This is a genomic window from Prevotella sp. C561, assembly GCF_000224595.1.
GTDB classification, from domain to species: domain Bacteria; phylum Bacteroidota; class Bacteroidia; order Bacteroidales; family Bacteroidaceae; genus Prevotella; species Prevotella jejuni.
In genome coordinates, this window is record NZ_JH114143.1 from 107824 (window position 1) to 123274 (window position 15451).

At 42.3% G+C, this 15451-nt stretch carries 14 protein-coding genes and 1 pseudogene; 1 reads left to right on the forward strand and 14 read right to left on the reverse strand.

Features of this window, described 5'->3' with window-relative positions; all coding sequences use genetic code 11:
• Positions 1-624 (reverse strand): annotated as a pseudogene (locus tag HMPREF0666_RS06000) (RHS repeat protein); the annotation flags it as partial.
• Here HMPREF0666_RS06000 and HMPREF0666_RS06005 point away from each other — a divergent pair.
• Positions 606-1061, forward strand: a complete 456-nt coding sequence (locus tag HMPREF0666_RS06005) for a hypothetical protein (RefSeq protein ID WP_315581068.1) — start codon at positions 606-608, stop codon at positions 1059-1061. The pseudogene HMPREF0666_RS06000 and the gene HMPREF0666_RS06005 sit on opposite strands and share 19 nt — an antisense overlap.
• A 33-nt stretch (positions 1062-1094) precedes the next feature.
• Here HMPREF0666_RS06005 and HMPREF0666_RS06010 read toward each other — a convergent pair whose 3' ends face one another.
• From HMPREF0666_RS06010 to HMPREF0666_RS06075, 13 genes are all read right to left on the reverse strand, one after another.
• Entirely contained in the window at positions 1095-1733 is a 639-nt protein-coding gene (locus tag HMPREF0666_RS06010; RefSeq protein ID WP_009011474.1) for a hypothetical protein, read from the reverse strand.
• Positions 1734-1735: 2 nt separating this feature from the next.
• Entirely contained in the window at positions 1736-2515 is a 780-nt protein-coding gene (locus tag HMPREF0666_RS17965) for an RHS repeat domain-containing protein (protein ID WP_009011475.1), read from the reverse strand.
• Positions 2516-2687: 172 nt separating this feature from the next.
• On the reverse strand, positions 2688-2930 hold the full coding sequence (locus tag HMPREF0666_RS06020) for a hypothetical protein (protein ID WP_009011476.1): 243 nt from the start codon (positions 2928-2930) through the stop codon (positions 2688-2690).
• Positions 2927-3682 (reverse strand): RHS repeat domain-containing protein, encoded by a 756-nt coding sequence (locus tag HMPREF0666_RS17970; RefSeq protein ID WP_304412063.1) that lies wholly within the window; start codon positions 3680-3682, stop codon positions 2927-2929. Before HMPREF0666_RS17970 ends, HMPREF0666_RS06020 begins: the two co-directional genes overlap by 4 nt.
• A gap of 354 nt (positions 3683-4036) precedes the next feature.
• Positions 4037-4456 carry a hypothetical protein gene (locus tag HMPREF0666_RS06035; protein ID WP_009011478.1) on the reverse strand — a complete coding sequence of 140 codons (420 nt, stop codon included), beginning with the start codon at positions 4454-4456 and terminating at the stop codon, positions 4037-4039.
• A gap of 1 nt (position 4457) precedes the next feature.
• Complete coding sequence (locus tag HMPREF0666_RS17640; protein WP_042856067.1) at positions 4458-4961, reverse strand: hypothetical protein; 504 nt, start codon at positions 4959-4961, stop codon at positions 4458-4460.
• A gap of 106 nt (positions 4962-5067) precedes the next feature.
• Positions 5068-5562 carry a hypothetical protein gene (locus tag HMPREF0666_RS06045; RefSeq protein WP_009011480.1) on the reverse strand — a complete coding sequence of 165 codons (495 nt, stop codon included), beginning with the start codon at positions 5560-5562 and terminating at the stop codon, positions 5068-5070.
• Between the two features lie 2 nt (positions 5563-5564).
• The gene (locus HMPREF0666_RS17285; RefSeq protein WP_157600252.1) at positions 5565-5705 is read right to left on the reverse strand and encodes a hypothetical protein; all 141 of its coding nucleotides are present in this window, start codon (positions 5703-5705) and stop codon (positions 5565-5567) included.
• 189 nt (positions 5706-5894) lie between these two features.
• Positions 5895-8774: an RHS repeat-associated core domain-containing protein gene (locus HMPREF0666_RS06055; RefSeq protein ID WP_042856069.1), complete on the reverse strand. Its 2880-nt coding sequence runs from the start codon at positions 8772-8774 to the stop codon at positions 5895-5897.
• A 147-nt stretch (positions 8775-8921) separates the two neighbouring features.
• Positions 8922-9458 (reverse strand): hypothetical protein, encoded by a 537-nt coding sequence (locus tag HMPREF0666_RS06060; RefSeq protein WP_232214070.1) that lies wholly within the window; start codon positions 9456-9458, stop codon positions 8922-8924.
• Between the two features lie 139 nt (positions 9459-9597).
• Positions 9598-12825, reverse strand: a complete 3228-nt coding sequence (locus HMPREF0666_RS06065; protein WP_009011485.1) for an RHS repeat-associated core domain-containing protein — start codon at positions 12823-12825, stop codon at positions 9598-9600.
• 113 nt (positions 12826-12938) lie between these two features.
• A complete protein-coding gene (locus HMPREF0666_RS06070) occupies positions 12939-13733 on the reverse strand; it encodes an SUMF1/EgtB/PvdO family nonheme iron enzyme (protein WP_009011486.1) in 795 nt (264 codons plus the stop codon).
• Between the two features lie 28 nt (positions 13734-13761).
• Positions 13762-15451, reverse strand: a 1690-nt coding sequence (locus HMPREF0666_RS06075; RefSeq protein WP_009011487.1) for an RHS repeat-associated core domain-containing protein, incomplete at its 5' end; no start/stop codon positions are given.

The following is a 15451-nucleotide window of genomic DNA, read 5'->3' on the forward strand; positions in this document are numbered from 1 at the left end:
GGTCAGACACTTAAGTCCCATTTTCATTGCCAATTGAAAAAGGTCTATCGTTGGTGGACCACCTACAAGGACCGGATTACCACCTGAGGTTATAATGGAAAGTAGCTGCGTGGGCAGGAAGCGTGAGACACTTGGCTTCTTGAACTTTCCCGGATGAAGTCTCGGAGGCGGTGCAAAACCAAAGGTGCTACATGAAAGGGCTGGATGGAACTGCGTTGAACAAGGACCTCCGTCTGCAAGTACCGTAGAGCTTCCCATCCACATCTCGGCATCAGCAAAAGGAGACGTGACAGGAAAAATGTGTATGACAACAGCAGGCAACTGTATCATTGAGATTCCCGCTTGAGCTATCCAACGTCCATGTACTTTTACAGACGGTGCCATACCTTTCAATATTGAAACAGCAATGGCTCCAAGCCCACTCTCTGGTGATGGAAGCGCAGGTGCTACGAATGACATGATTTCGGACATAAGGTCAAATACCATCGCGCAGGCTGGTACCGGAAGGGCTGGTGACGGAGGCCAAGTTGTCGCATGTATGTCTACACCTAAAGCTAAGTCAAAATACTTAGCTACAGGCATGCCAGGCATGCTGGGCAGAACACTTGCCAGATCCTTCTGCAAGTTATTTATCGAGTCTTTTGCCTTACCGAAAAGAAGTGCGTCTTGTCATTTGGGTGATGCCGAACGGTAAGCACAAGCTTTTCTTCTCCACAAAGACATCCATGTCAGGTGAGGAAGTGTTGCGCACATACCGCTCAAGATTCCAAATCGAGTTTTGCTTCCGCGATGCCAAGCAGTATACCGGACTCGCGCATTGCCAGGCAAGGCACAAGAATCAGCTGGACTTCTCCTACAACACATCATTTGCATCACAGAATGTAGCAAAGGTGATGATGAAGGAAAACGGGCTACCGTATTCCATGGCATCTTTCAAGGAGCGCATGGCGAGCACATACATTGCAAAATTAATTTTCGACAGGTGTGGGAGCATACCGAACCGAAAGTTAATTAGTCATACTATCAAAGAACTCTTTGGCTGGCAGAGGAAAACTGCGTAGCAATTATCTCAAATTTTAACGAACTATTGTATATTAAGAATTCAATTTAATTAAGACATTCTTGTACTTTTCCCTATATATATCGTCTGACAAAAGATATTCATTAGCAACTTTGTTTGCACTTTCTAATTTATTTTGTAGATAATACATGGCTATAGCAAGTAGAGCTACAACGTCATTACTATTTGAGAAAAAGTAAGTCTTACGATTTTCAAAATCATCAAGGATATCATGCACAGTACTTCTGTTATTCAAGAATGGAATTATTTTTTCAATGATAAGGGGCTTAATCTCTTTTTCAATAAGTATATTCATATCTTCGATAGAAGTGGGACGCCATTCTATAGCTTTTGACCCAGAAATTAAACCTGCATTAACGTTTAAAACTGTATCTATAGCATCAAATTTATTATTAACCCCTTTTAGACTTGTTGCTACTTTAGTTATTTCATTTGAATCAAGGCGAATCATAATGCTTATATGTACTATACTTTTATCGTCCTGGTATTTGGAGGGAGTTAAGAAGAATAGGATTGATTGAACAAAATCGTCCTTACTTCTTTGAAATTTTAGAGAACCATGTCTCCATTTAAAACCATAGCTGGAAAGTTGATCTGCCAAAACATTCTCTACGCCTGTTTTAAAGAAAAATTTTAATTCTTTTGCTTCCATTGTTATTTACACATTACGTTATTTATTGTCAATACTTCTTGTACCTCTCGTCCTTTAAATTTACCAACACCTTTAGCCGGAGTAGCTTTGCTTACTCCTTCATCAAATAATCTTTGGGCTTTCGTCTTGGTTGCTGTATTAGATTTTACCTCAACTCTAACGATAGTTCCATCAGACTTTTTAAATACTATATCATACCTCCGTAATTGACCATTTGAATTTCGTACAGATAGTTCATCCCCTAAATGAGTCCATTTTTTATTAGAGAGTTGGGTTCGAACTTGGTCAACAGCTCCTTGTCCTGAAATACCACCCCCTTGTGGAGATGCAAATTTACCATCAGGAGTACGCCATCCATTATTCCATCCAACCTCATTTAACCCTAAAACGTCAGTCCAAGTATTTGTATCCCCCACATACCCATACAGTGTCGGATTATTTCCCGCTAACCTTATCGGGTCTTGGCTGATGTAGTTACCAATCCTCGGGTCGTAGTAGCGGAACCTGTTGTAGTAGAGGCGAGTTTCATCGTCCTCATACTGTCCTAATTGGCGGAAAGGGATGAAGTCACGGATGCCTTTTATATTTCGGAGGTCACCATAGATATCGTAATCGGCCTGCCAGACAACGTTACCATAACTGTTGTACGCTTCCACTGGGCGACCCATATAGTCGCTGATAATCGTATAGCGTTCACCATTCTGCAGCTTTGCCACAGGGACGTACGAGCCTTTCTCGTATACCCACGTGACAAGGTTCTCTACTGGCTCATCGCCTAACATTCGGATGCGACCGAACTCGTCGATGCTATGTTGCGAACAGTCTTACGGTAAGAATCTCGTACCTCCTACGGTAAGACTCTCGTATTCTGTTCTATCATTTACAACACCGTTCGTCTGACTCTTCATACATCCCAACATATTCCAAGCATAGTGATTTACAATCTTCCTTGTATTATTTAACTAGGATGTTATGAAAATGTTCTAATAGTTGATTTACTTTCTTATACTCAGTTCTTCCCATTTCCGAATGCGCCATCAGTCCACAGAGATTAGAATAAAAACATTCCATCAAATGGAATTGAACTTCTTTCGTCGCATCTCTTAGCTTCTGAGCCATTCCTTTATATAGTTTTATTCTATTATTATTGTCAGAAATATCTGCCAGTTCTAACAAAGATTCTATTATTGTTTTCATAAATTAAAATTTACTTTTTCTGTCTTTATGATAGTTGAATTTGGTAACTCTTTAATATTTATAATACCTTGATATCCTCCTCCTTCAAGAATTTCAGTTCCGTCTTGACTAATCTGCTTAGCAGCTGTCCCTTCTCCTATCCATGTTCCTACTTGAGGTCTAAATGTTGTGACATATTCTATATCAACTCCCCATTCTTTTAGAAGAGCTAAATCTTCCCTCAACGCTTGCTCTGATAAATATTTTTTGTTTGTTACATAATTATATTCTTTTCCCAATCTGTTTGATTTACCATGATATTTGTAAAATATTTCATCACCATTAACTTGTCGCATATTTACAACTCCATCTGTGAAATTTTTTCGATGAAACTCGGGTATATTTGGACCTACTTTCTTTACCTTTTTACATCTAAGACCAAACACATCAGCCCACATATTCAAATCCTCCACATACCCATACAGCGTAGGATTATTACCCATCAGTCTTATCGGGTCTTGGCTTATGTAATTACCAATTCTCGGGTCGTAATATCTGAACCTGTTGTAGTAGAGGCGAGTCTCATCATCCTCGTACTGTCCCAACTGGTGGAAGGGGATGAAGTCACGGATGCCTTTGCGGTTGCGAAGGTCACCATAGATGTCATAGTCGGCCTGCCAGACAACAGTACCATAGCTGTCATACGTTTCCACAGGGCGACCCATATAATCGCTGATGATCGTGTAGCGTTCACCGTTCTGCAGCTTTGCCACAGGAACGTACGAGCCTTCCTCATATACCTACGTGACAAGGTTCTCTACCGGCTCTTTGCCTAACATTCGGATGCGCCCGAACTCGTCAATGCTATGCTGCGGGCGGTCCTTCTCCTCAATATATTGTTACACTATCTTTCTTCTTTTGATAATAACAAATTAAACATTGTAGAACTATTCCATACCATAGAATATTTATTAAGGATTTGCAATATTCTAATCCATAGATTAATGATATCTGCTCTATATTTACTTACATAAAAGCATGTTCTTTACTAATACTGTCTTTTCTAATGATATTATTTTCCATAAACTTTATACTAAATCAATAGAGCAAGCAGTATACTTGATATATCATCGACTCTGTGTTAATTTACCAAAAGTCCTTGTTTTCATATCAAAAGGAATAGAGTAATCATCATTTCTTATATTTAAATGAAAGATAAACTCAGAATCCTGACAAATAACCCCTTCAACTAAACATATTTTTTGAATATGTGAAAAGAGAAGTTCTCTTAAATCACTAATAATAAACTCATTTTTTGCATTTATTATATATGCTCTATTTAACTCCTCTGAATAAGGAGCTTCTACTACGGCAATGGTATTATATTTTTTTGAATAATCAGCCCTTAACCTATTTACAAGATTCTCTCTTTTATATGTTTTACCTTGAAAAGACCAAATTATTCCTTTGGGAGTTCTATCTAATATATTCGGATGTTCATTTAGAGCATCTGCATAAAGATAAAGAAAATTAACTATTTGTTCCATTTTATGTGCATCCTTTTAGTTTGTCATTAAATGTTTCAATATGACCATTATCAAGTAATCTTGGTTCACCTATGGGTTCAAGAGCTTTCTTGTTAAAAATTTGTACTTGTACTCCTCCTCCAGGGTATACCTTACCTTTGTACTCTTGTGGACCTACAATACCTATCTGTACTCTTTCTCCTTCTGGTATATGAAATCTCTGAACATGAGTTATCTTTGATTTAAACTCAGGTGTAACAGCTAGTTGTTCACGTACAAAATCTACATTACCTATATGCTGAGTTGTTCCCCAACTACCAGGGCCATACTTTGTGTAAACATCGATATCAATAGCCATATCTATATCCATCCCTCCCTTAGGAACTATTATAGAGTAGATAGTTTCTCCTTCTTTCCATGGATTAGTGCCATTAGGACATGGTAATGCTAATGATAAGCCTAGTACGTCTATCTCTATGTTACAATCCCCCACATACCCATACAGCGTCGGATTTTCACCTGCCAACCTTATCGGGTCTTGACTGATGTTATTACCAATCCTCGGGTCGTAATAGCGGAACTACATACGTTTCCAATCATAAAAATAACAACACTGACAAAAGCGGGACTGCTCACTCTCTTTTAAGATAAACAACCCTGTTGGGAATAAAAACAGTTGCCTCATCTCCAATAGTTTCAAACACCCACAAACCTTGCCAATGTTTATCTTTCCAACAATGTTTCTTGAGTTTTCTGAATAAGGATAGCACCTCTTTCTTAAACTCAGGAAACTCATTACCTGCAAAATAGACTAAACGTCCCCCCACATAGACTTTTTCATCTCTGATTTTTGAAGGAGTATATTCAACCACAGGACTGACATACGTACTTACAAATCTGTCTTCATCTTCTATTATATGCTTCTTCTCTCTATTTGATGTAAACAATATCCTTTTATCCATAAAGGATATAAAATCTGTTATACTTTCAATGGAATAATCTTGGATATCCTTATTATTTCCCCAATAAGTTCTTACATAAAGAGAGCCAAAGTAGTCTAAGACTTCCTTTCTTATAATTCGCTCTCCTTCTTCATCTGCAAAGTAATTGAATTGTATTGAGCTCATAATTAACTACAACCGCTATATCTATACCTTTTACTTGGTTCTTTCCAATTGTCAGCTTTATCAGGGTCTATAAGTGTTACACGTTGTTTCTTATCGTGGAAAACTATTCTAACATCATCACCTAAAGCCTCCCTGATATCCATAATCGCACCTCGTTCTCTAGAAGATGGTCTGAAACCTCCACGAGAACGCATGTCTCCGATTTGATGTACTTCTATTATATCTCCAATATCATTTCTTACTACCACATCACCAAATCTTGATCGTCCATTTTTTAATATTATTTGTCCTTCTGTTTCTACATTCTTGCCTAAATTTCCTAAATCTTTTTCTTATTGGTCTTGAATGCTTCTATGTATAGTACCGCCACGACCGCTTAGACCAAATAGATCTAACCGACTGTTCGAATCCCCCACATACCCATACAGTGTCGGGTTATTTCCCGCTAACCTTATCGGGTCCTGACAGATATAATTACCAATCCTCGAGTCGTAATAGCGGAAGCGGTTGTAATACAGCCCAATCTCCTCGTCCTCATACTGTCCTAACTGGCGGAAAGGAATGAACTGCCTGCTGCCGTGGAGGTTACGGAGATTACCATAGATATCATAGTCTGCCTGCCATACAATATTACCTTTATCATCGTATGCCTGGACAGGACGACCAATGTAGTCGCTGATGATGCTGTAATGCTTGTCACCAAGCATCTTGGCTGTAGGGACATAGCTGTCACTGTCGTAAACCCACGTGATGAGATTCTCAACTGGTTCAGGCCTGTCGAGTGTGATCTCGCCAGTCTCGGTAACAACCGTATTCGGACGGTCAGTCTCGGCATACTCCCACTCATGTAGGATGACATCACCATCCCAGAGGTAGCGATATACACGTCCGTCAAAGACCTTCTCAATGCGTCTGCCTAAGGCGTCATACCTGAACGTTATGATTTTTCCGTCCGGTCGTGTTACACTCCTAAGCATACCATTGCCCTGCCACGTATAGGCATAGTCACCGCTCTGCCATGCAAGGAACTCATCCCGTGCCTCCGCATTATGCGATGGTTCCATCCTGCGCATGGTCTTCAGCACAAGATTGCCATGGCTGTCATAATAATACCGCCACTTCTTGTCCTCACGCAACTGTCCACCACGACCATAGATCCTGTCCGTTCGGTCGGCACTATCATACACGTTACCCATTGCATCAGGGTTACGCCACTGACGACTTCCGTCACCATATACAGCCCCTGACAGAGATCCGAAGGTATCATAATCGTAACGGATACTTCTGCGGTTTATTGTGTCAAGCGTCTGCAGAAGACGAAGATTATCACCCCAAAGGTATGACTTATCGAACAGTGTTCGCCCATTATGCCGGACACGTTGATGCGCAGGACGGCCAATATGATCATATTGCATAGTATTCTCTACACAACCAGACATTATGCGTGAAGTTTCACGCCCGAACCTATCGTATGCTATATTCGCTTCCCAAGGCTTCTTCTTTCCTGACATACCAGCTGATATGTGGTTGACAGTGCCTTTTATATCATATCCGTAGGTAATACTTCCTCCTAAGGCACTGACGATATTTGAAAGTCGGGAACGCTCATCATACTTATGCTCCACTGTACACCCGTCCTGGATTTCCTTTATGACCTGCCCCAAAGCATTACGCACGAACTCCGTCACGCTGTCTCTGTTGTACGCTTTGGTGAGCCGTCCTGCCTTATCGTACTCCCAAGCCTCCCAGCTACCATCGGTATACTTGTTATAGGTAAGTCGTCCGGCTTGGTCATGCTGATGATGCACAGCCGTACCATCAGGTAGCTGTGTAGTAATCACCGTGCCGTCAAGGTCACGGATATAGTGGCGTTCCGCTCCGTCGAAGCCCCTTTCACAGATGACCTCGCCATTAAGGTCACGTTCAAAGAAGTATCGTTCACCGTGTTCGTTCTCGACAAACTTCAGTTGGTCATAGGAATCATACTCATAGTTCAGCGCACTGACCATGCGCATACTGCTCGTCCGACGTGTCTGACGGCGCAGGTTACCCATAGGAGTGTACTCCATAGTCCACACTTCATTGCCACTGGTAACTTCAATAGGCAGGTCGTAGGCATCGTAGGAGATGCGCATCACGCTCTGTCCAGGAGTTGCGTAGCGAGTAACACGGCCGAGCCGGTCACGCTGCCATTCTGTACTATTCCCATCCGCATGCCTGCGCTTCAGTGGACGGCCATAGTCATCGTAAGCGAATGTTTCACAAACGCCATGCCCATCTGTAATATTTGAGATTAATCCTAAAGTGTCATATTGTAGAACAGCACGTAGTTCTTCACCATACTCAATAGCAGAAGGCTGCTGCTTATCCTTCTCGTATGTATAGGTTACAACTGTACCATCCGCTTCCTTATGTTTCAGCAACAATGCTGTCTCTTTATCATAGACCCATTCTTCTCTATTCCTAGCAGCATCCGTACGTGCTATTAGGCGATTATGGTCATCATACTCATAAACAGTCTCAGCTCCGTCAGCAGCCGTCAATCTTATAAGGTTACCGCGGGCATCATAATCATATCCTACGACCTTACCCTCTGGTGTACCTACCAATGTTCGCTCATGCCAAGAATTATAACCATACCAGCTTTCACCACCCATGGCATCCACCTTCTTATATACAAGGTTGTTTCCGTCATAATAATACTGTTCCGTAGCCCCTGTGGCAGAGTATCTTACTTCGTTATATCCGTCATGGTAAGATATATATCCTTCCTGTATACCACCTTCACCAGTAGTATGGATAACACGTCCTTCAGTGTCATACTCCCATGTATACGTCATATTGTTGCGGTTACGACGTAGAACGACTCTATTGGTATCATCATATTCAAACTCAATACTCTTACCAAATCGATCACGTACACGTATGAGATTACTCTTTTCATCATAGTCGTATGCCACCAATTGGTCTATGACATCGCCATGTTTATACATTGCTGAACGGATAAGACCTCGTTCCTCATCCTGTCCAAAGATTATAAGACGTCCAAGGTGATCCTTAATAGTAGAAAGCAAGTGCTTACGCCCACTATAATCCAACAATAGGAAACCACCTCCCACATAGTCTATCCTTTCAGCAAGATATATTGTGCCGTACTCCTCGTCAGAGAAGGCACGATAGGTGCGCATTCCGTCTCCGTCCTCACAACCCACTTGGACTTGCCTGTTGAATCCGCCAAGAGCTTATAAACATTAAAAAGCCATATCTACGCATTTAACGGAAGAACCCTTTAAAAAGCATTCAGTATGACAAATATGATTTACAAGTTTTTAAACTATGATAAAAAGCTCTACATTTATTTAATTCTCTTGGAATAAATACCTATAGAAGAGTTCTAATTCCTGTGTATCCTGACCTAAAGCTTTCATTCTATTATAGATTTCTTTATATTTTGTTTCAACTCCCTTTACATTATTAAACTTCTTTAATAAACACATTGCAACATAATCAGTATGCTTTATTAAATATGCATCATTATCAACCAGTGTAAACCAGCTCTTTGCATAATCCACACTTTGTAATAATTCTGTCTGCCAATTATCCTTTTCCTCCAATTTCTCAAAATTAGAAAACCAAATAGAGAATTTTGCATTAAATTCGTTCAAAGTTTGTTCGTCTTCCTTAAAAAATCTCCAGTCTGTCAATCCATAAATATCTTTGTTAGTAGTTCTTCCTTTGACAATGCCATCTATTACTTTGTCAGTGAAATTAGTTGGATATTTTATAATAGGATCCTTCAATACTTTTTTTAGAACATTATTCACATCAGTGGAAAGACTTCTGTTTTGTAACTTAAGTCTAAGATGCAATGAAAAATATGTCTTTGATTTTGTCACACAAATCTCATAAATATATAAACTGTCTCCCTTTTTTTCTCAAACTTGTTTGGAACTTTCAATTTAAACCCATCTTGCTCGAAAGCATCTCGAATCGTATTTACTATTTGGCTTATGACATTTTTCTTTTCCATATTCTTTACATATTAATTTCCCATAATGGAACGTTTCGGACACTTGACGTAACATTTGAAGTCTTCATATCCGCTAATGGTTTACCATTCATATCTAAGGGGGCGTTCTTTCCGAAAACTCCACCTCCGGAATTTATCAAAATATCTTTCTTTATTTGCGAAGTACTCCTAACAGCACCTCCTGATTTAATCTCTACATTTATAATTTTACCAGTCTTCTTGCTCTGGATAAGAACATCGGAATATCTTCCTCTCCCTATTCCTGGCGTTTTAATATACACTTGTCGTCCCAAAACAATAACATCTGAATTATGTAGCAAATCATTGTATATTTTGTCTTCAGCTAATGTGCCTTGCTTTTTATTTGCCTTGCAGTCTAATCCAAATAAGTCAAAAAACTTATTACAGTCTTCCACATACCCATACAGCGTAGGGTTTCCTCCTGCCAACCTTATCGGGTCTTGGCTGATATAATTACCAATCTTTGGATTGTAATACCTGAACCGGTTGTAATACAGTCCTGTCTCCTCGTCCTCGTACTGTCCTAACTGGCGGAAAGGAATGAACTGCCTGCTGCCGTGAAGGTTACGGAGATTACCATAGATGTCATAGTCTGCCTGCCAGACAACATTACCTTTATCATCGTATGCCTGGACGGGACGGCCGATGTAGTCGCTGATGATGCTGTAATGCCTGTCACCAACTATCTTGGCTGTAGGGACATAACTGTCACTGTCGTAAACCCACGTGATGAGATTCTCAACTGGTTCTGGCCTGTCAAGTGTGACCTCACCAGTCTCGGTAACAACCGTGTTCGGACGGTCAGCCTCAGCATAGTCCCACTCGTGCAGGATGACATCACCATCCCAAAGATAGCGATACACACGTCCGTCAAAGACCTTCTCAATGCGTCTGCCTAAAGCATCATACCTGAACGTAACGGTCTTGCCGTCCGGTCGTGTTACACTCCTAAGCATACCATTGCCCTGCCATGTATAGGCATAGTCGCCGCTCTGCCATTGAAGGAACTCATCTCGTGCCTCCACATTACGCGATGGCTCCATCCTACGCATGGTCTTCAGCACAAGGTTGCCATGGCTGTCATAATAATATCGCCACTTCCTGTCCTCACGCAACTGTCCACCACGAGCATAACTCCTGTCCGTACGGTCGGGGCTGTCGTACACGTTACCCATTACATCCGGGTTACGCCACTGACTGCTGCCGTCACCATACACAGCCCCTGACAGAGAACCGAAGGTATCATAATCGTAACGGACACTTCTACCGTTTATTGTGTCAAATGTTCGTAAAAGACGAAGATTATCACCCCAAGTATATGACTTGTCATACAGCGTTTGACCATTGTGACGGATACGCTGATGTGTAGGGCGGCCAATGCTGTCATAGTGCATAGTATTCTCTACACAGCCAGGCATCATACGTGATGTTTCACGCCCGAACCTATCGTATGCTATATTCGCTTCCCAAGGATTCCTCTTTCCTGACATACCAGCTGATATGTGGTTGACAGAGCCTTTTGCATCATATCCGTAGGTAATATTCCCCCCTAATGCACTTACTATATTTGAGAGTCGGGAACGCTCATCATACTTATGCTCCACTGTACGCCCGTCCTGCGTTTCCTTTATGACCTGCCCCAAGGCATTACGCACGAACTCCGTCACGCTGTCTCTGTTGTACGCTTTGGTGAGTCTTCCGGCCTTATCGTACTCCCAAGCCTCCCAACTACCATCGGTGTACTTGTTATAGGTAAGTCGTCCGGCCTGGTCATGCTGATGATGCACAGCCGTACCATCAGGTAGCTGTGTAGTAATCACCGTACCGTCAAGGTCACGGATATAGTGGCGTTCCACTCCGTCGAAGCCCCTCTCACAGATGACCTCGCCATTAAGGTCACGTTCAAAGAAGTAGCGTTCACCATGTTCGTTCTCGACAAACTTCAGTTGGTCATAGGAATCATACTCATAGTTCAGCGCACTGACCATGCGCATGCTGCTCGTCCGTCGTGTCTGACGGCGCAGGTTACCCATAGGAGTGTACTCCATAGTCCACACTTCATTGCCACTGGTAACTTCGACGGGCAGGTCGTAGGCATCGTAGGAGATACGCATCACGCTCTGTCCAGGAGTTGCGTAGCGAGTAACACGGCCAAGTCGGTCACGCTGCCATTCTGTACTATTCCCGTCAGCATGCCTGTGCTTCAGTGGACGGCCATAGTCATCGTAAGCGAATGTTTCACAAACGCCATGCCCGTCCGTAATATTTGAGATTAATCCTAAAGTGTCATATTGTAGAACAGCACGTAGTTCTTCACCATACTCAATAGCAGAAGGCTGCTGCTTATCCTTCTCGTATGTATAAGTAACAACAGTACCATCCGCTTCCTTATATTTCAGCAACAATGCAGTCTCTTTATCATAGACCCATTCTTCTCTATTACCTGCCGCATCTGTACGTGCTATTAGGCGATTATGGTCATCATACTCATAAACTGTCTCAACTCCGTCAGCAGCCGTCAATCTTATAAGGTTACCACGGTCATCATAATCATATCCTACGACCTTACCCTCTGGTGTACCTACCAATGTTCGCTCATGCCAAGAATTATAACCATACCAGGTCTCGCCACCCATGGCATCCACCTTTTTATATACAAGGTTGTTATCGTCATAATAATACTGCTCCGTAGCTCCTGTAGCAGAGTATCTTACTTCATTATATCCGTCATGGTAAGAGATATAACCCTCCTGTACGCCACCTTCACCAGTAGTATGGATAACACGTCCCTCGGCATCATACTCCCACGTATAAGTCATGTTGTTACGGTTACGACGCAGAACGACTCTATTGGCATTATCATGTTCAAATTCAATACTCTTACCAAAGCGATCACGTACACGTATAAGGTTACTCCTTTCGTCATAGTCGTATGCCACTAACTGGTCTATGACATCACCATGTTTATACATTGCCGAACGGATAAGACCTCGTTCCTCGTCCTGTCCAAAGATAATGAGACGCCCAAGGTGATCTTCTATAGTAGAAAGCAAGTGCTTACGCCCACTATAATCTAACAATAGGAAACCACCTCCCACATAGTCTATCCTTTCAGCAAGATATATTGTACCATACTCCTTGTCAGAGAAGGCACGATAGGTGCGAATTTCTGTCCTCACAACCCACTTGGACTTGCCTGTTGAATCCGCCAATAGCTTATAAACATTAAAAAGCCATATCTACGCATTTAACGGAAGAGCCATAATATTCTAATTGACGTGAATCCTTGAACGCACGTTGAGTCATAAAGACTTCTATCAGCACACTAAATTTCCATTTTAAGTCTAAAAGTTGCCTTGTTTTCTAAAAGGTCTTTTGATGGCATTCTGAAAGCAGACAAGCAATATACCCATTCTTCATCTTGCCAAGGGAAGAACAATGCCCCACCTCCCCTTACAGCCTTAGAGCCTGACACCGTACCAGAACCTAAGCCAAGATTAAAGGTGAAATCATTTGAGCACCATTCTCCAAAAAAGAGACCATATAGACCAAAATCATTGTGGTTCAGTTCTGTCAAAGAGGACAAATCCCAAGATAACCATTTCTCTAATTCAGATTCAGCAGGAAGAGAATTGCCAAAACAAAATAAAGAGTGCCTTCCACCTCGGCAGGCATATTCCCATTCTTCCTCATTAGGAATCTTTGAAGATAAGTCTGTGGCTATACTTTCTGCTAATGAGTATTCACAGAAAAAAGGACTATAATCCTCCCCATCTGTCTCGACGGATTTGCCAAAATGATTATTGTAGTTGAGTATATGACTGTTTAATACTGGTGTTATACTAAGCAAGAATGGACTAAGCCGTACTTTACGCACAGGTCGCATTTCTTCAATCGAAATATTTGGAGTTTCTGATAATCTATGAATCTGCAAATATTCTTCTTCCGAGAACCCCATGTTGTATTCTCCTCCTGGGATATAAACAAATTCAACACCAGTATCCATATCCTTAAAATACGGCAGATTTACTACATTCTGATAAGGGTTTGATACATGAGAAAATCTATTTCCAAACTTATCTTCTATATATTTTATTAATTCAACTTGATTTATAACCATAATATTCAGCTTTTAGAAACCTGTTCTGTTAATGATGTTTTTTAAATTTCCATTTTTCTTTCCCATCACTATAGATTATTGTCACATCGTTTTTATCTGCAAATTGTTGCATGGCATATTGACAACCTCTATGCCCAGGATTACAAGGTGGTCTTGTTCCTTTGATTAGAATAACATCACCTTTTTGTACATTATCAGCTAACTTGTTCAAAATTTTCCTTTCTGTATGAGTTGCCAATTGTTCTGGAAATGTCAATCGCCTACCAGGTTTTATATCACATCCACTGATAACGGAACCTGAGTCTATTCTTACACCACCTCTCATATGAGACCATACGGCAGTATGAGCTAAACCAAAAATGTCAACTTTAGTATTAATATCTTGTATGTAAGCATACATCGTAGGATTTCCTCCTTCTAACCCTATCGGGTCCTGACTGATATAATTACCCGTTCTTGAGTCATAGTAGCGAAAACGGTTGTAATACAGCCCCGTCTCAGCATCCTCATACTGACCTTGATATTTAAACGGAATGAAGGAGGAATTATTGTTGCCCTTCCTTCTTTTTCTGCCGAAGATGTCAAGTTCCTGCTCCCAAACCTTGTTGCCGTTATTGTCAAATGCTTGCAGGGGAGTGCCGAGGTAGTCAGACACGATGGAGAAGCTCTCGCCGTTGGCAGCGAGCTTGGCAGCTGGAATGAACGTGTCCTGCTCGAAGAGCCAGGTTGTGATGTCTGCCTCTTCAGTATCAGACGAAACCTCCTGCCACTCATGCAAAGGTACATTGCCATCCCACACGAAGTGAGTAGCGACGCCCTCATAGGTCTTCTCGGTCCGCCTGCCCAGCGCATCGTATGCGAATGACACTTCCTTGCCGTCAGGACGGACGACCCTCGACAGCATACCGTCACTCTGCCAGTCATAACGCCAGCCAGCACCAAAGGCACGGAAGGTTATGCCGAGCTCCTCCTCTAGATGCGCCTTTTGTACGCCAAGCGGAACGGATACGCCAGCCCAGTCCAGCGTCCTGAACTCCTTGAACACGAGGTTGCCCTCGCAGTCATAGTGATAGAAGTAGTCACGGTCTTCCGTCAGACGGCTGCCCGCACCATACTTACGGTCATCCTTCTCACGTGTCTCAAAGAGGTTGCCGATACGGTCAGGAATACGGTAGATACGCTCAACGTCATTCCCCTGCTTGTACTCTGCAGAAAGGAGATTGTCGAACTCATCATAGTCATAGCGTACCCGGCGCCCCGTAAGACCGTCCTCAGTTGCATGGAGACGGTTGCCGATGCCCCAGGTGTAGCTGCGACGGAACTGCTCGACATTGCGTGCACCTACCGACTTGTAGGTCTCACGTCCAAGGCTGTCATGATGTGTCTTTACATGCACTCCGCCTGTAAGTTCACGCTCCGTCTCCAGTCCTACCCTGTCACGCTGCCATCTGGCTGACCATCCTCCGCTGTTCATCTCACTGAGATTGCCATCCTTATCGTGGGAATAGTCAATACTTGCACCAAGACTGCTCTCGGTGTGCACGTGGCGTCCTGTACGGTCATACTTGCGCATGATGCAGTGCCCGCCCTGTGTCTCTTTCACTATCCGCCCTCCAAGGTCGTGCTTGAAGGCTACTTTTATTTCCTTGTTCTCAGCACGCAGTAGCCGCCCATCCTCGTCATAGGCAAAGCGGCTTGTTCGACCATCATGCCTGTGT